The organism is Aeromicrobium sp. (assembly GCF_023146395.1).
Taxonomy (GTDB): domain Bacteria; phylum Actinomycetota; class Actinomycetes; order Propionibacteriales; family Nocardioidaceae; genus Aeromicrobium.
This window is the reverse complement of record NZ_JAGLCD010000007.1, coordinates 52,179-69,431: the sequence shown is the minus strand read 5'-3', so window position 1 is coordinate 69,431 and position 17,253 is coordinate 52,179. Positions and strand designations below refer to the sequence as shown.

Below are 17,253 nucleotides of genomic sequence, written 5' to 3'. Positions count from 1 at the left end.
TCGATGACCCTCACCCCCGACCAGACGCAGTGGTTCGCCACGACGTTCAGCCAGCTCGTCGGCAACGTCGAGCAGGCCGTCGTGGGCAAGACCCACCAGGTCCAGCTCGCGATGGCCTGCCTGCTGGCCGAGGGCCACCTGCTCCTGGAGGACTTCCCGGGCACGGGCAAGACCTCGCTGGCCCGCGCCATGGCCCAGACGCTGAAGGGCGACCAGAGCCGCATCCAGTTCACGCCCGACCTGCTGCCCAGCGACGTCACGGGCGTCACGATCTTCGACCAGCGCACCGAGAAGTTCGAGTTCCACCCGGGTCCGGTGTTCACCAACATCCTGCTGGCCGACGAGATCAACCGTGCCTCGCCGAAGACGCAGTCGGCCCTCCTCGAAGTCATGGAGGAGGGGCAGGTCACGGTCGACGGCATCACGCACCGCGTCGGCCGCCCGTTCATGGTCATCGCCACGATGAACCCGATCGAGCAGGCCGGCACCTACCGGCTGCCCGAGGCCCAGCTCGACCGCTTCCTCATGAAGACGACGCTGGGCTACCCCGACCACGCCAGCACGCTGAAGATCCTCGCGGCCACGGCCACCAAGGCCTCGGCGAGCGAGCTCGAGCCGCTCATCACGACCGAGGCCGTCGCCTCGATGATCGACCTGGCCGCGCGGGTGCACGTCGACGACGTCGTGCTGGAGTACGTCACGACGCTGCTCGCCGAGACGCGCAGCGCACCCGAGGTGCAGCTCGGCTGCAGCGTCCGGGCGGGCCTGGCCCTGATCCGGGTCGCCAAGGTCTGGGCCGCGGCGTCGGGGCGCCACTACGTGCTGCCCGACGACATCAAGGTCCTCGCCAGCCCCGCGCTCGCGCACCGGATGGTGCTCGATCCGGAGGAGGAGTTCCGCGGCCTGACGACCGAGGCGGTCGTGCAGCGCCTGCTCGACACGATCCCGGCTCCGCAGGAGCGCGCGGCGGGATGACAGCGACGGGGGCTGAGCAGCGGATCACGGGCGCGCGACGGCGTGTCCGTCATCTCGCGCTGGGCACCCGCGACCGCCTGGCCCGCCTCACGGCGACCCCGCGACGCTGGCTGCAGCCCGTCACCGACGTCACGAGCGAGGCGGCTGCTGCGGTCGCGGTGGCGGCCCTCACCGCCGGCCTCGTCGGCTGGCGGCTCGGGTGGCGCGAGCTCGTGCTGGGCTTCTGGCTCGGGCTCGCGCTGCTGGCCGTCTGTGCGCTGTTCGTGCTCGGGCGCCATCAGCTGTCGGCGCGCTTCGACCTCGGCCGAGACCGGGTCGTCGTGGGCGAGCGCGCCAACGGGGCGATCGTCGTCAGCAACCGGTCGCGCCGCCGCAGCCTGCCCGTCACGGTCGAGCTGCCGGTGGGGCGGGCCAGCGCCGCGTTCCACGTCACGTCGATGCGGGTCGGCGACGAGCGGGAGGAGCTCTTCGCGATCCCGACCCATCGCCGCGCGATCATCCCGGTCGGCCCCGTCCTGTCGGTGCGGGCCGATCCGTTCACGCTCTTTCGCCGGGAGCAGCCCTTGACCAGGGAGCACGAGCTCTACGTTCACCCGCGCACGGTGCGCCTCGAGAGCTCGGCCACCGGCCTGATCCGCGACCTCGAGGGCCAGACGGTGCGCAAGCTCTCCGACAGCGACGTCGCCTTCCACGCCCTGCGCCCGTACGTGCCCGGTGACGACCGCCGGTACATCCACTGGAAGTCCAGCGCCCGCACCGGCACGCTGATGGTGCGCCAGTTCGAGGAGACCCGCCGCTCGCACCTGCTCGTGGCGCTCAGCACCCGGCTGGACGACTACGCCTCCGACGAGGAGTTCGAGCTCGCCGTCTCGGTCGCCGGCTCGCTCGGGGTGCAGTGCCTGGGGGAGGGGCAGACCCTCAGCGGGTCCACGTCGACCCGACGGCTCCGCACGCCGACGGTGCAGCAGTGGCTCGACCAGCTCTCTGGGGTCGCCTACGAGGCCACGTCGCCGCGGCTGTCGGAGCTCGTGCGCCGACTCGTGCGCGAGGTCACGGGAGCCAGCGTCGCGGTGCTCGTGTGCGGGGCGCTCGTCGATCCCGCCGAGATCCGCCGCGCCCGCCGCTTCCTGCCGATCGACGTGCGCACGATCGTGGTGCAGGCGCGCCCCGGCGCGCAGTCCCAGATCCACCCCATGGGTGACGTCGACGTCGCGGTCCTGGGCGAGCTCGACGACCTGGCGACCACGATGCGAAGGCTCGCGACATGAGCACCGGCACGAGCACGGCCGACCGGGTCAGCCGCGCTCGGACGCTGCAGACGTCCGAGCTGCGCGACCGTCGCCTGACCGCGCCGCTCGTCGTGCTCGATCTCGTGGCTCTGCTCGGGCTGGGCCTGGTCGCCGCCAGCCCGCTCGCCGATGCCTACGGCGGGACGCGGTGGGCGCTCGCCGTCGGGGGCGGCCTCCTGCTCGGCCTGCTCGTCGCACTGCTCTCGCGCGTGGCGCGGCTCGGAGCGTGGCCCACCGCGGGGGTCCTGGTGCTGGTCTACCTGCTCGTCGGGCCGGCTCTGGCCACCCCCGAGGTCGCCGCGGGTGGCGTCGCGCCGAGCCCTGACGCGATCCGCACGCTGCTCACGGGGATCGTCGACGCCTGGCGCGACTCGCTGACCCTGGTCGCCCCGCTCGGCAGCAGCGGCAACGTGCTCGTCGTGCCCTGGGTCGTGGGTCTGCTCGGCGGCGTCCTGGCCGGCATCGCGGTCTGGCGCAGCCGCTGGCCCGGTGCCGCCGCCCTCGTGATCCTGGCCGTCCTGGCGGTCTCCTCGGCGTTCGGCACGGCCCTCACGACCCACACGACGCTGCGCGGCGTCGGCCTCGCGGTGCTCCTGCTGCTCTGGGTCCGCTGGCGGTCGATGACCGGGTCGCGGGCCGCGTGGGTGCGACGGGGACTGCTCGGGGCGCTCACCCTGGCGCTCGTGGGCGGTGCCGCGGTCGGCGTCACGGGCCTGACCGACCCGCCCCAGCGCGAGGTGCTGCGCGATCACGTCGACCCACCGTTCGACCCGCGCGACTACCCGAGCCCGCTCTCGAAGTTCCGGGCCTACACCGACCAGCTCAACCTCAAGAACACGCCGATGTTCCAGGTCGAGGGTCTCGAGGGCGGAACGCTCGTGCGGGTCGCGACGATGGACTACTTCGACGGCATCGTGTGGAACGTCACCGGGGGCGCCGGCTCGGGCGACGCCTCGGGCACGTTCGTGCGGTTCAGCGACGGTCTCGTGTCGGGCGACACGACCGAGGTCACGGTGCGGATCGACCAGTACACGGGAGTCTGGGTGCCCTCGGTCGGGGACAGCCAGACCGTCACGGTGCGCGACGTCGGTGGCGACGTCGACGGGGAGCGGTCGGCACGCGTGCTCCACAACGTGGCGACCGGCACGGTCGCCCAGGTCGGCGGGGTCGCGCCCGGCGTCGAGTACCAGTACGAGACCGTGCTGCCCGAGGCGTTCTCCGAGGACGAGGTCGCCGACGCCGCGCGACAGCAGGGGGTCGACCTCGAGGCCCCCGTCGGCGTGCCGGAGAACCTCGCCAAGCTCGTCGAGAGCTGGATCGGTGACGCCGCCGCGCCCGGCGGCGACGGGGCCACGGCCCAGCTGTTGGCGCAGCGTTTCAAGGACGACGGGTTCTACAGCGACGGCAAGCCGAGCGGCTATCCCTCGGCGGCGGGCCACGGCGTCAAGCGGATCACGGACCTGGTCGAGCGTCCGCGCCAGATGGTCGGCAACGACGAGCAGTACGCGGCGGCACTCGGCGTCGCCCTGCAGAACCTCAGCGTGCCGGCCCGGGTCGTGATCGGGGCCGAGGTCCCGGCGAGCGGCCAGGTCACGGGCGACGACATGCACGCCTGGGTCGAGGTCGCGCTCGACGGTCTGGGCTGGGTGCCGTTGCAACCGACTCCGCCGGACGACCAGATCCTCAAGGAGGAGCAGGAGGAGCCGGACCCGGTGCCGCAGCCCTACCTGCCCCAGCCGCCGGAGGTGCCCCAGGAGCCGGGCGAGGCCGACCAGGCACCCCCGCAGGGTGCCGGCGAGAACACGGGCTTCGACCTGTGGGGCCTGATCCTGACGATCCTGGGCTACCTCGTCGACCTGCTCAAGCTCTTGCTGCTGCTGTCGCCGATCTGGGGCCTGCTGCTGGCCAAGCGGCTGCGGCGCAACCGGCGGCGACGGGCGGGCGACCCAGTCGTCCAGCTCAGCGGCGGCTGGCGCGAGGTCACCGACCGGGCCCGAGACCTGGGGGTGCGCCTGCCGGTCAGCAACACGCGCTACCAGAACGGCCTGGTGCTCGACGGACGGTTCCCCGACGCTGAGGCTCCGCGGCTCGCCTCCGTCGCCGACCGGCACGTCTTCGCGCCGGGCCAGCCCACGCCGGACGAGGTCGAGTCCTACTGGGACGACGTCCACACCGCCCTGGTACGGATGCGCACGTCCGTGCCATGGTGGCGGCGCTGGATCGCGGTGCTCTCGCCGGCCAGCATTCCGTGGGCCGACCTCGCCCGCCGAGCGCGCTCGCGGGCCGTGGGTCTGGCACGATTCGCACGACGGTCCGGCCCCGCCCGCTGGGGTGCGGACCGTGCGGCGGCGCTGCGACGTCGCCAGCACCAGCGCAGAGGGAAGGGGACCTCATGACCGAGTCGTCGAGCCAGGTGAACCGCGTCGGCACCGTGACCGGGCCGTTCGCGTCGCTCGGGGCCCGTCTCGGGGCCTTCGTGATCGACCGGATGCTGCTCCTGGCCTTCGTGGCCCCGGCTGCGGCGCTGTACTACGTGGCCCTCGAGGACGGCTCGCCGAGCGGTCGACAGCTGTTTTTCGCGGGGATCCCGACGCTCCTCACGGTGGTCCTGCTCGTCGTGCAGTGGGTCAACCTCGCCCGGCGGGGTCGCACGATCGGCGGGTTCGCGCTCGGGGTGTCGGTCGTGCGCGGCGACGGTGGGGCGCCCCTGGGCTTCGGCAAGGCACTGCTGCGGACCGTCGTGCTCCAGCTGATCGCGGCGGTGCCCTTCCTGGTCCTCGTCGCGATGATCCTCAGCGCCAAGCACCCGCGTCGCCAGGCGTGGCACGACAGCGCCGTGGGCGCCGTGGTCGTCAAGGCCACCCCCGAGTCGCTCCTGGAGGCGGCCGACCGTCGCGCTCGTGAGGCCCCCATTCCGTTCGGCGGCCCTCCCGTGCTCCTCGACAGCTCCGCGCCGCCCGCGGTAGCGAGCCAGGCCCCCGCGTCGCCCGCCCCGGTCGTGCCCGCGCCCCCCTCGGCAGCTCCGGCAGCCCCGTCGGCACCCCCGGCGGCGCCGCCCACGGGGCCTCCGGCCGAGGTGCTTCCCCCGCTGCCGCTGCCCCCGCCGCCCAGTGCGCCCGAGACCAGTGCGTCCGAGACCAGTGCGCCCGAGACCGCTGCGCCCCAGACCGACACGTCGGACCTGCCGGCGCCTGCGTCGCCCGAGCCCGAGGTGGCCCCGGCCCCGGCCTCCCAGCCGGCCCCCGCTGCGCCGGCTGCCTCGGTCGCGCCGACTGCCCCCGCGGCGCCAGTGGCCCCGGCCGCGCCGTCGTCCCCGCCGTCGGGTGCCGCGGGCGGGCGACTCATCACCTCGGTGCCCGGCTTCGAGCCGGAGCAGGAGGAGCCCTCCGGTGCGGCCCCGGTCGATTCTGCACCTGCCGAACCTGCGCCGGTCGTCGGTCGTCGGCGGGCCACCCCCGTGGCCGAGGAGCAGCCGCTCGACGCACCGTCCGAGGGTGATGACGTCGACGGAGCCACCCGCGTCGGTCAGCGGCGCAGCACCCGCCCCACGTGGGTCCTCGTCGGTGAGGACGGCCGGCGGATCGCGGTGCGCTCCACCGTGGTCGTGGGGCGTGACCCCGACACCGGCGACCACACCGGCGCGCTGCCGGCCGCGGTGCCGGACCCGGAGCGCAGCGTGTCCAAGACCCACGCCGTGCTCACGGTGGCCGACGGCGCCCTGCGCGTGGACGACCTCCACTCCACCAACGGCACGCACGTGCTGAGCCACGGAGTCGAGTCAGCCGTGCAGCCCGGTCAGCCGCTCGAGATCCAGCCCGGCGACACCGTGTGGTTCGGCGACCGCGCGTTCGTCGCGGAGCACGGCGGATGAAGCTCAAGCTCTCCCTCCAGCGGACCTCGGGACCCACGACCGACGTCGTCCTGATCACCGAGCCGACCGCGGCCGTGGGCGACGTCGCGCGCGAGATCGTGGAGCAGGACCCGCTCGTGCCCGACGCCGTGCGCAGTGCGGCCGAGGTGACGCTCGCGGTGGCGCCGCCCGGCGACGGACGACCCGTCGTCCTGCCGACCGAGCGCCTGCTCGGCGAGGCCCCCGTGGCCTCCGGCAGCGTCGTGTCGGTCGTGGAGTCGGTCAGCGGGTCGCGGTCCACGGAGGTCGCTGCCACGATGCGCATCGAGTCCGGGCCCGACGCCGGGCGACAGGTCAACCTGCCGCCGGGATCGACCGTGCTCGGTCGCGACCCCTCCGCCGACGTCGTGCTCGGTGACCAGTTCGTCTCCAAGCGGCACGCGCGCGTCGAGGTCGGGGCCACGATCGAGCTCGTCGACCTCAACTCGGCCAACGGCATCGTCATCGACGGCTCGGTCGTCTCGCGTGTCGCGATGCTGCCGGGCCAGGTCGTCCAGCTCGGCGACACGCGTCTGTCCTTCGCGATGGTCGCCGGACAGCAGCCCGTCACGGCCAGTCCGGAGATCCGCGGCGGGGCGATCCCGTTCAACCGGTCGCCCCGGGTGGAGGAGCGGTATCCCGAGCACCAGCACCCGCGGCCCGCCGTCCCGGTCGAGCCGACCCCGGCGCCCTTCCCCTTCCTCATGATGGTCGCGCCGATCGTCATGGGCACCGCGATGTTCACGATCACCGGCAACCCGATGTCGTTGCTGTTCGTGGCCATGGCGCCGCTCATGATGACGAGCAACTTCGTCAACCGGAAGCTGCGCAACAACCGGCAGCTCGCGGTCGACTCCGAGAAGTTCACCGAGCAGCTGCGCGTCCTCGAGCAGCGGCTGCGCGAGGCGATGCCGCAGGAGCATCGCGTGCGGCAGGCGGAGGTGCCGGCCGTGGCCCTGGTCTACCAGGCCGGCATCGAGCGCAACGACCTGCTCTGGACCCGCCGGCCCGAGCACTGGACCGCGCTCACCGTGCGTCTCGGTACTGCCACGCTCCCGTCGCGACACACGGTCGCGGAGGCCCACGACATGGACGAGGGCATGCCCAAGTACGCGCGCCTGCTCGAGGAGGTCGAGGAGCGCTACCGCGAGGTCCCGGACGTCCCGGTCGTCGAGTCGCTCTTCACGGCCGGCGCGCTCGGCATCGTCGGTCCGGTGCAGCAGGCCGCGGACGCGGTGCGCGGCACGGTGCTGCAGCTCGCGGGGCTCCACTCGCCCGCCGAGGTCGTCCTGACCGCGATCGCGAGCCCCGACGAGACCCCGGCGATCGACTGGATGCGCTGGCTGCCGCACACGAGCTCCCCGCAGTCGCCGCTCTCGGGCTCGCACCTGGTCGACACCCAGACCACGGCCACGGGACTCGTGTCGTCGCTGGAGCAGCTCGTCGACGAGCGCCTCGGGCGGCGGGCGAGCATGGCCGCCGAACGTCTGGGGCCGCTCTCGCACGACCTGGAGTCGACCGCGCGTGGCGGAACGGTCGGCGTCGTCGACGACAAGAGCGACGACGACGAGGTGCCCCTCCCGATCGTCGTCGTGCTCGTCACCGAGGACGCCCCGATCGACCGCCCCCGCGTCGTGCAGCTGTTCGAGCGGGCCCACAGCGTGGGCGTCTTCCCGATCTGGGTGGGATCCACGCGGGGGCGGCTGCCCGCGATGTGTCGCACGTTCCTCGACGTCACCGGAGGTCTGGGCGCGGCCGAGGCCCACTTCGTGCGGCACGGGCAGGTCGTCACCGACGTGCGGGTCGAGGGGGTCAGCGTCGAGCACGCCCTGAAGTTCGCGATGGCCCTGGCGCCGCTCGCCGACGACGGCGCCGTGACCGACGACTCCAGCGACCTGCCGCGCCAGGTCTCGATGGTCACGCTCGTGGGCACCGAGCTCCGATCGTCCGGTGAGGCGGTCCTCGACCGCTGGCGGCAGAACTTCTCGGTGCACGAGCGGGACGCACCGCCGCGCCCGCTGCCGCGGGCCGGGACCCTTCGCGCGCTGGTGGGGCAGGGTGCCACCGACGCGATGCACCTCGACCTGCGCACCCAGGGCCCGCACGCGCTCGTGGGCGGCACGACCGGGTCGGGCAAGAGCGAGTTCCTGCAGTCGTGGGTGCTCGGCATGGCTGCCGAGTACAGCCCGGACCGGGTCACGTTCCTGTTCGTCGACTACAAGGGCGGCGCGGCCTTTGCCGACTGCGTCCGGCTCCCGCACTGCGTCGGCCTGGTGACCGACCTCAGCCCGCACCTCGTGCGCCGGGCCCTGACGAGCCTGCGCGCCGAGCTCCACCACCGTGAGCTCGTGCTGCAGCGCAAGCGCGCCAAGGACCTGCTCGAGCTCGAGAAGCGCGGCGACCCCGAGTCGCCGCCGGCACTGATCCTCGTGATCGACGAGTTCGCGGCCCTCGTCAGCGAGGTGCCCGAGTTCGTCGACGGCGTCGTCGACATCGCCCAGCGCGGACGGTCGCTCGGCATCCACCTGATCATGGCCACACAGCGTCCCGCCGGCGTGATCAAGGACAACCTGCGCGCCAACACGAACCTGCGCATCGCGCTGCGCATGGCCGACGAGTCCGACAGCGCCGACGTGATCGACTCCAAGGAGGCGGCCCACTTCGACCCGTCGATCCCGGGTCGCGCCGTCGCCAAGATGGGTCCGGGCCGCCTCATCCCGTTCCAGTCGGCCTACGCCGGCGGCCACACGACCGACGAGGTCGTGCCGGCCTCGGTGCATCTGCACCCGCTCAAGTTCGGCGCCGAGGAGCGCTGGCGGCGCCGTGAGCCCGACGCGCGGGTCGAGGTCGCCGACCCCGGCCCGACCGACCAGGTGCGCCTGGTCGACACGATCGGCCGCGCCTCCCTGCTCGCCGAGCTGCCCGAGCCGCGTCGGCCCTGGCTCGACGAGCTCAGCGAGGTCTACGACCTCGCGCTGCTCGGCCCCCGCACCGACACCGAGCTGCTCATGGGCGTCGCCGACTTCCCGGAGCACCAGGCCCAGCACGTCGTCGCGTTCAAGCCTGATGTCGACGGCAACATGGCGATCTACGGCACGGGCGGGTCCGGCAAGTCCGTGCTGCTGCGCTCGCTCGCGGCCGGTGCCGGCGTCACGCCGCGGGGTGGCCCGGTGCACGTGTACGGCCTCGACTTCGCCGCCGGTGGCCTGCGCATGCTCGAGGCGCTGCCGCACGTCGGCTCGATCGTCGCGGGCGACGACGACGAACGCATCGTGCGCCTGCTGCGCACGCTCCGGGGCATCGCCGAGCAGCGGGCTCGCGACTTCCCCGAGGTCAACGCCGGCTCGATCACCGAGTACCGGGAGGCCACGGGCCGGCCCGACGAGCCGCGCATCCTGCTGCTGCTGGACAACTTCCCCGCGTTCCGGGAGGCGTACGACTCCGGTGGCTCGCGGGCGCAGTGGTACGCCGTGCTGCAGCAGCTGCTGTCGGAGGGGCGCCAGCTCGGCATCCACGTCGTCTTCACGGCCGACCGGCCCGCCAGCGTCCCGGGCTCGATCTCGTCGAGCGTGCCCCGCCGGGTCGTCCTGCGCCTGGCCGACGAGACCGCCTATCTCGTGATGGGCATGCCGAACGACATCCTCTCGGCGGCCTCGCCCCCGGGCCGGGCCGTGATCGACGGGGTCGAGACGCAGATCGCGGTGCTCGGCGGGTCCGGCAACGTGGCCGACCAGTCCCAGGCGATCGGCAAGCTCGGCCGGGCGATGCAGCGCCAGCAGGTCCCCCCGGCGCCCGCCGTCGGCTCGATGCCGTCCGAGGTGCCCGAGGCGAGCCTGCCGCCGGAGGTGGGGGGCCGCCCCGTCCTCGGGATCGGCGAGGAGACGCTCGAGCCGATCGGCTTCGAGGCGTCGGGCACGTTCCTGATCGGGGGTGGGCCGGCCAGCGGCCGGACCAACACGATCGTGGCGCTCGCGCGCTCGCTGCACCGGTGGCGCCCGGACGGCGAGCTCGTCTACCTGGGCCATCGCCGCTCCGCCGTGCCGCGGCTCGCGCCGTGGACCCGCGCCGAGACCGACGTCGCCGAGATCGCCACTCTGGCGAAGGAGCTCGCCGCCCGCGTGGCGCAGGAGGACGACGGCCACATCGCGGTCTTCGTGGAGTCGATCGCCGACTTCCTCTCGACGCCGGCCGACGCGCCCATCGTCGAGCTGATCCGGGCCATCAAGCGCACCGACCACGTCCTTCTGGCCGAGTCCGAGTCCGGGACGTGGGGATCGATGTACCCCTTGCTCTCGGAGATTCGCAACGGCCGGCGCGGCATGCTGCTGCAGCCGGAGTCGATCGAGGGCGAGACGATCATGCGGACCCCGTTCCCGCGCTTTGCGAAACGGGAGTTCCCCCCGGGCCGCGCGATGGCCGTGCTGAAGGGCAAGCCGGTCCGGGTCCAGGTGCCGTGGACCGGCGAAGAAGGCTGAGATCCCAAGGATTCTCGACCGTCGTGAATGTTCCCGTCGGCGCCGGGGAGTGCTCCCCATCGCGCGGGGGCCGATCCGCTCCTAGAGTCCTTCTCACAAGCCGCCGCAGGGGCGGGTCAGTCTGAGAAGGGGAACACCATGTCGAACGTTTCGGTCACTTACGACGAGATGCGCTCCGCGGCCAGCCAGCTGCGCACGGGCCAGGAGAACATGAACACGACGCTCACCGAGCTGAGCAGCTTCATCCAGAACCTCGTGCAGAGCGGGTTCGTCACCGATCAGGCCTCGGTGACCTACAACGACCAGTACGAGCAGTTCACGACGAGCACCCGTGCGGCGGTCGACGCCCTCGAGCAGCTCGCCGCGTACCTGGAGCAGGCAGCCGACACGCTGTCCGCGACCGACGCCGACCTGTCGAGCGCGATCAACGCCTCCTGACCTGATCTGCTGGTCGCTCCGGCCGGGGAGCCGGAGCGACCGCGAACCGGGGGGACCCGGAGCGGACGCGACCCGAAGGACACGCCATGCCCATCATGATTCCTGAGCCCGTCGAGTGGGCTCTCGACCTGTTCGGTCTCAAGTGGATCAACATCAACGAGGACGCCGTCGAGGAGCTCGGGGGCCAGCTCCTGGCCTTCACCGAGGGCCTCGACAGCTTCGTCGAGGCGGTGGGCAACGCGATCGGCACGGTCGCGGAGGTCTCGGACTCCAGTGCGCTGGACTCCTACACCGACGTCTTCCAGGACACCCGCTCCCAGATCTTCACGCCGCTCAACGAGGCGGTCGGCGCGACGCAGCCGATCTGCTCGGCGATCGCCGACGGCATCCGCAGCTACAAGTACGCGGTCCTGGCCGTCGGCACCGTCCAGGCGGGCCTGATGATCGCCGCCGGCCCGGCCGGCGCCCTCGTCAGGCTCGCGGCCAAGGAGGCGATCAGGTCGGTCGTCGAGGTCGCGGTCGCCGAGCTCATGTCGCAGGTCGTGGGCGCGATCAACCAGCAGATCCAGGAACAGGTCATCGACCCCATCAACAACCTCACGGAGTCGGCGATCCAAGCGGTCACCCGCCCGGTCTCCGACGTGGTCGTGTCCCTCACGCCGTCGGTCAGCGGCACGGTCGTGGTCCCGACCCTGGTGTGCGACGTCCTCGACATCGAGAAGGCCGTCACCGACATCCAGACCGCGTACGACGACTTCTCGGTCGCCTTCAACACGCTGCTCGACTGGCACATGCAGTGCGACTACCTGACGCCGACCTCGATCCCGGACCTGGCGACGTCCGGCATGTTCAAGGCCATGCTCGACGACATGCTCGACACCGTCTCGTCCGAGATGGGTCTGATGGGTCAGGCGGTCGTCGAGAAGCTCGCCTCCGGCGTGACGGTCGTGTACGAGAAGTACACCGAGGCCGACGAGCAGCTGGCGCAGACCGGGTCCGAGGTGCTCGACAACATCGAGTTCCCGCCGCTCACGCACCCGTTCCTGATCGATCGGGAGCCGGCGCCCGCCCCGACTGACATCGACCTGTCGGACGGTCCCGTCCAGACCGGTGCGGGTCAGTCCGACGCCAGCGACGGCCTGGCCACGACGCAGGTCGACCTGGCCGACGACCCGATCCAGACCGGTCCCGGCGAGTCGACGGCGCGCGAGGACATCGAGCAGGTCCAGATCGACGAGCCGGACGCTCCGGTGCAGACCGGTCCTGCGCAGTCCGACGCGCGCGACAACATCCAGCCCATCCACGTCAACACGGGCCAGCCGGCCTGACCCGGATGAGGCGGGGGAGCGCGGTCGTCACCGGTGCGGTGGTGCTCGCGATCCTCGCCGCGGCGGGCGGGTGCGGCGGCAACGACGGCGGCGACACCCGATGCGAGGAGTTCGCCCTCATGTCGCAGGACGACCGCACGGCGGTCGTGGAGAAGCTGCTCGGCGGTGATCCGTCGGACGGCACGGTGCAGCTCACCGTCAGCGCCGCGACCTACCACTGCCTCGCTCCCGACGCGCGCGACGACCTGGTCAAGGACGTCCTCGGCTGACCCCCAGCCCCCCAGATGTGCGCGCAAAAGCAGGTCCGGGAGCCCGGTGGGTCCGCCTTTGCGCGCACTTCCGGGGGCGGGTGCGGGGCGGGTGCGGGTCAGGCCGCGAACCAGTGGGTCCAGAGGAGGCTTTGCACGGGTGCCGGTCCCGGGTAGCCGTGGCGGACGAGGGCGGCGTGGACGCGGGCCGGTACCGAGTCCGGACGCGAGAGGTCCTTCGCCGTGACCACGATGACGATCCAGCCGTCGGCCTCGAGGAGCTCACGGCGTCGGATGTCGTGCTGCCGGGTCCGTGGGTCGCGCTCGTGGTGGATCCCGTCGTACTCCACGATCACCTTCCAGCGCCGGTAGACGAGGTCGCCGCGGGCCAGGAACTCGCCCGAGGCGTCGTGGACCACGCCGTTGACCTCGGGCTCGGGAAGTCGCGCGAAGCGGAGCAGCAGACGCACGATCGACTCCGGCGGCGACTCGGCTCCGGCTCGGACGAGCGGCGCGACCCGGCGAGCGCGGCGTACGCCGTCGAGGTGGCGCGACTCCACGTACCAGCGGAGGTCGTCGACCGTCGTGAGGCCGCGGTGGACGAGGTGGTCGCCGAACGCGACGAGGTCAGGGAGACGCAGCAGCAGCGCCACGTCGACGAACGTGCGGTCGGGCCCCAGGGTCGGGACTCCGTGGACGGTGCGCGGATGCAACGTCCCGCGGCGCCGGTGCACCGTGACACCGGGGAGCCGCCGCTGGTGGCGCGTGTTGGTCGAGAACTCCAGGGCGGGGTGGCCGGGACGGTCGAAACCGTGCAGCCGCATGGCGGTGGAGTGGCTCACGGCGGCATCGCGCGGGAGCACCAGGCGCGCGCCCTCGATCCTCGTGAGCAGGTCGAGCTCGACGTCGGCCGCCACGTGGACGCCGTGGAACAGGCTGCGGAAGCGTGGTCCGGACAGTGATGCACGGGAGATTCCGGCCGCGCGAGCCTGGGCCGTGGTGAACGGGCGGTGGACGTCGAACATCGCCCCACGGTGGGCTCCTCCGCGGTGCGTGCGCTGGTCGAGAACGACGCCTGTGGACGAGACGCCCCTGTGGACACTCCCGCCGGCGCCGCCCGCTCCGCCCAGATGTGCGCGCAAAGTCAGGCGGGTCGCCCCCGCGCAGCTGCTTTTGCGCGCACATCTGGTGGGTCCCGGTGGGCTGGGGGTTACATCTTGCGGAGTCGGACCCACTTGACGTTGTGGTCGGCGTCCTTGCGCAGGACGAGATCGGCGCGGCCGCGGGTCGTGACGATGTTCTCGCGCAGGTTGGGCCAGTTGATCGTGTCCCACAGGTGCTCGGCGCGCGCCACGGCCTCGTCGTCGCTGAGCGAGCTGTAGCGGTGGAAGTACGACTCCGGGTCGGCGAACGCGGTGCGGCGCAGGGCCAGGAACCGGTCGACGTACCAGCGCTTGATGTCGCGGTTCGCGCCGTCGACGTAGACCGAGAAGTCGAAGAAGTCGCTGATGGCCAGGCCCGGGCTGCCGTCGCCCCGAGCGCGAGCGGGTGCGAGCACGTTGAGGCCCTCGACGATCACGATGTCGGGCCGGTGCAGGCGCACGACCTCGTCGGTCACGTCGTAGGTGAGGTGGGAGTACACAGGCGCCTCGACGAGCTCCGCGCCGGACTTGACGCTCATGATGAAGCGCAGGAGCCGCTTGCGGTCGTAGGACTCGGGGAATCCCTTGCGCTCGAGCAGGCCGCGGCGTTCGAGCTCGGCGTTGGGCAGCAGGAATCCGTCGGTCGTGACCAGCTCGACCTGCGGACCCTCGGGCGCGTGGGCGAGCAGCTCGCGGATCAGGCGGGCCGTCGTGGACTTGCCGACCGCGACCGACCCGCCGATGCCGATGACGTACGGCGTGCGCTGTGGCTGCGGGTTGCCGAGGAACTTCTCGGTGGCCCGGTAGAGCCCGGAGGCAGCACGGATGCGCAGCGCGATCAGCTCGGCGAGCGGGAGGTAGACCTGACGGACCTCCTCGAGGTCCAGCTCGTCGCCGATGCCGCGGACCCGCTCGATCTCGGGAGCCTCCAGCGGCAGCGGCGCGTCGCCGGCCAGCTGGGCCCACGCATCGCGCTCCAGCTCGACGTAGGGCGAGAGGTCGCGTGACATGCGCACCATTGTCACCGTCGCCGCGGCCGGTGACGCAGTCGGTACCCTGATCCGCATGTGCGGAATCGTGGGTTACGTCGGCCAGCGCTCCGCTGTCGACGTCGTCATGGGGGGTCTGCGGCGACTCGAGTACCGCGGTTACGACTCCGGCGGCGTCGCGGTCGTCGGCGAGGGCGGACTGTCCTCGGCCAAGAAGGCCGGCAAGCTCGCCAACCTCGACGCGCTGCTGGCCGAGCAGCCGCTCCCGGACGCGGGTACAGGCATCGGCCACACGCGCTGGGCGACGCACGGCGGGCCCACCGACCGCAACGCCCACCCGCACCTCGACGACACCGGCAGGGTCGCGATCGTCCACAACGGCATCATCGAGAACTTCGCCGATCTCCGCGACGGCATCGAGCGCTCCGGTCGTGAGCTCGAGAGCGAGACCGACTCCGAGGTCGTGGCGTTCCTCGTGCAGGAGCGGCTCGCCGCGGGCGACGACCTCGCCGAGGCGGTCCGCATCGTGTGTCGCCGCCTGGAGGGCGCCTTCACGCTCGTGATCTGCGACGCCCAGAACCCCGGTGTCGTGGTGGGGGCGCGGCGCAACTCGCCGCTCGTGGTGGGCCGTGGCGAGGGTGAGAACTTCCTCGGCTCCGACGTCGCGGCCTTCATCGAGCACACCCGCGACGCCATCGAGCTCGGCCAGGACCAGGTCGTCGTCATCACGGCCGACGACATCGTCGTCACCGACTTCGACGGCGCCCCGGCTGAGACCACCGAGTACACCGTCGACTGGGACCTCTCGGCCGCCCAGAAGGACGGCTACGAGTGGTACATGCTCAAGGAGATCGCCGAGCAGCCGAAGGCCGTGGCCGACACCCTGCTCGGCCGGCACGACGCCGACGGACTGCTGCAGCTGGACGAGATGCGGCTGTCCGACGACGAGCTCCGGGGTGTCGACAAGATCGTCGCGATCGCCTGCGGCACCTCGTACTACGCCGCGCTCGTGGCCAAGTACGCGATCGAGCACTGGACCCGCATCCCGGTCGAGGTCGAGCTCGCGAGCGAGTTCCGCTACCGCGACCCGATCCTCGACCAGTCGACGCTGGTCGTCACGATCAGCCAGTCGGGCGAGACCATGGACACCCTGATGGCGATCCGCTACGCCCGGCAGCAGCGCGCCCGGGTGCTCAGCATCTGCAACACCAACGGCTCGACGATCCCGCGCGAGTCCGACGCGGTCATCTACACCCACGCCGGGCCCGAGGTCGCGGTCGCGTCGACCAAGGCCTTCCTCGCGCAGATCGTGGCCTGCTACCTCCTGGGGCTGTACCTCGCGCAGGTCAAGGGAGCCAAGTTCGGCGACGAGATCGCCCGCATCATCGACGACCTCGACCGGACACCGGCCGCGATCCAGCGGATGCTCGACGACGCCGACGTCGTCCGCAAGATCAGCGCCGAGCTCGCGGGTGCCACCTCGTTCATCTTCCTGGGACGCCACGTCGGATACCCCGTCGCGCTGGAGGGAGCGCTCAAGCTCAAGGAGCTCGCGTACCTGCACGCCGAGGGCTTCGCGGCCGGCGAGCTCAAGCACGGACCCATCGCGGTCATCGAGGAGGGGGTTCCCGTGTTCGTCGTGGTGCCGCCGCCGGGCCGGGGCGAGGTGCACGACAAGGTCGTCAGCAACATCCAGGAGGTGCGGGCCCGCGGGGCGCGCACGATCGTGCTGGCGCAGGACGGTGACGACAGCGTCGTGCCGTACGCCGACCACCTGATCCGCCTCCCGGAAGTGCCCACGCTGCTGCAGCCGCTCGTGGCGACGGTGCCGTTGCAGATCTTCGCGTGCGAGTACGCGGCGCAGCTGGGCCACGACGTCGACCAGCCCCGCAACCTCGCGAAGAGCGTGACGGTCGAGTAGGGCGCGCGCCTCACCGACCCCCGCACCACGAGCTCGTTCCTCGCCGTGGCGAGGGGATCGGTTCGGCGCACCCGCGGTTCGTTCCTCACCGCGGCCGGGCTTCGCCCGGGCGCCTGCCTCGCTCCGCTCGGCCCGTGGACCCGCCAGTGGTAAGTCGCGCTTCGAGGCTCGGAAGTCCACGCGGCGATAGGGTGGCTCTCATGGCGATCGTGGGTGTCGGGGTCGACGTCGTGGACCTGGAACGGTTCGCGGAGTCGCTCGAGCGCACCCCGACCCTGCGCCAGCGGATCCTGACCGCCGCCGAGGGCGAGCTCAGCCTGACCTCGATGGCCGGACGCTTCGCCGCGAAGGAGGCGTTCGTCAAGGCGCTGCGCGCTCCGTCGGGCCTGTCCTGGACCGACATCGAGGTCGTCGTCGACGAGCGTGGCGCGCCGTCCTTCGTCCTGTCGGACCTGGCAGCCGCCCGTGTGGCCGAGCTCGGCATCACCGCCCTGCACCTGTCGATCGCGCACGACGGCCCCGTGGCCACGGCGTTCGTCGTCGCCGAGGCGGCCTGACG

12 protein-coding genes are annotated in these 17,253 nt (G+C 72.2%); 10 read left to right on the top strand and 2 right to left on the bottom strand.

The genetic code is table 11. The features are described from left to right. Window positions 1–3: 3 nt before the first annotated feature. The 8 genes from KAG51_RS06290 to KAG51_RS06255 all read left to right on the top strand — a co-directional run bounded on the left by KAG51_RS06290 (window position 4) and on the right by KAG51_RS06255 (window position 12,663). Window positions 4–975, top strand: coding sequence for a MoxR family ATPase (locus KAG51_RS06290; RefSeq protein ID WP_290581771.1), 972 nt, complete (start codon window positions 4–6; stop codon window positions 973–975). Then, a complete protein-coding gene (locus KAG51_RS06285) occupies window positions 972–2,243 on the top strand; it encodes a DUF58 domain-containing protein (protein ID WP_290581769.1) in 1,272 nt (423 codons plus the stop codon). The genes KAG51_RS06290 and KAG51_RS06285 overlap by 4 nt, the downstream gene beginning before the upstream one ends. Then, window positions 2,240–4,660, top strand: coding sequence for a transglutaminase-like domain-containing protein (locus tag KAG51_RS06280; RefSeq protein WP_290581767.1), 2,421 nt, complete (start codon window positions 2,240–2,242; stop codon window positions 4,658–4,660). Before KAG51_RS06285 ends, KAG51_RS06280 begins: the two co-directional genes overlap by 4 nt. Further along, window positions 4,657–6,135 carry an RDD family protein gene (locus KAG51_RS06275; RefSeq protein ID WP_290581765.1) on the top strand — a complete coding sequence of 493 codons (1,479 nt, stop codon included), beginning with the start codon at window positions 4,657–4,659 and terminating at the stop codon, window positions 6,133–6,135. Before KAG51_RS06280 ends, KAG51_RS06275 begins: the two co-directional genes overlap by 4 nt. Continuing rightward, a complete protein-coding gene (locus KAG51_RS06270; RefSeq protein ID WP_290581763.1) occupies window positions 6,132–10,628 on the top strand; it encodes an FtsK/SpoIIIE domain-containing protein in 4,497 nt (1,498 codons plus the stop codon). Before KAG51_RS06275 ends, KAG51_RS06270 begins: the two co-directional genes overlap by 4 nt. 138 nt (window positions 10,629–10,766) lie before the next feature. After that, a complete protein-coding gene (locus KAG51_RS06265; protein ID WP_290581761.1) occupies window positions 10,767–11,066 on the top strand; it encodes a WXG100 family type VII secretion target in 300 nt (99 codons plus the stop codon). An 86-nt stretch (window positions 11,067–11,152) separates the two neighbouring features. Continuing rightward, complete coding sequence (locus KAG51_RS06260; protein ID WP_290581759.1) at window positions 11,153–12,394, top strand: hypothetical protein; 1,242 nt, start codon at window positions 11,153–11,155, stop codon at window positions 12,392–12,394. A gap of 5 nt (window positions 12,395–12,399) precedes the next feature. Then, window positions 12,400–12,663, top strand: a complete 264-nt coding sequence (locus KAG51_RS06255; RefSeq protein WP_290581757.1) for a hypothetical protein — start codon at window positions 12,400–12,402, stop codon at window positions 12,661–12,663. Between the two features lie 98 nt (window positions 12,664–12,761). Here the strand turns inward: KAG51_RS06255 and KAG51_RS06250 are convergent, their stop codons facing one another. After that, on the bottom strand, window positions 12,762–13,667 hold the full coding sequence (locus tag KAG51_RS06250; RefSeq protein WP_290581755.1) for a DUF559 domain-containing protein: 906 nt from the start codon (window positions 13,665–13,667) through the stop codon (window positions 12,762–12,764). 185 nt (window positions 13,668–13,852) lie between these two features. Next, window positions 13,853–14,803 carry a type I pantothenate kinase gene (gene coaA, locus KAG51_RS06245; RefSeq protein ID WP_290581753.1) on the bottom strand — a complete coding sequence of 317 codons (951 nt, stop codon included), beginning with the start codon at window positions 14,801–14,803 and terminating at the stop codon, window positions 13,853–13,855. 46 nt (window positions 14,804–14,849) lie between these two features. On the opposite strand from coaA, the gene glmS reads away from it, so the two are divergent. Further along, on the top strand, window positions 14,850–16,694 hold the full coding sequence (gene glmS / locus KAG51_RS06240; protein WP_290581902.1) for a glutamine--fructose-6-phosphate transaminase (isomerizing): 1,845 nt from the start codon (window positions 14,850–14,852) through the stop codon (window positions 16,692–16,694). Window positions 16,695–16,894: 200 nt separating this feature from the next. Continuing rightward, window positions 16,895–17,251 carry a holo-ACP synthase gene (locus KAG51_RS06235; protein WP_290581751.1) on the top strand — a complete coding sequence of 119 codons (357 nt, stop codon included), beginning with the start codon at window positions 16,895–16,897 and terminating at the stop codon, window positions 17,249–17,251. The last annotated feature ends 2 nt before the right edge of the window (window positions 17,252–17,253 follow it).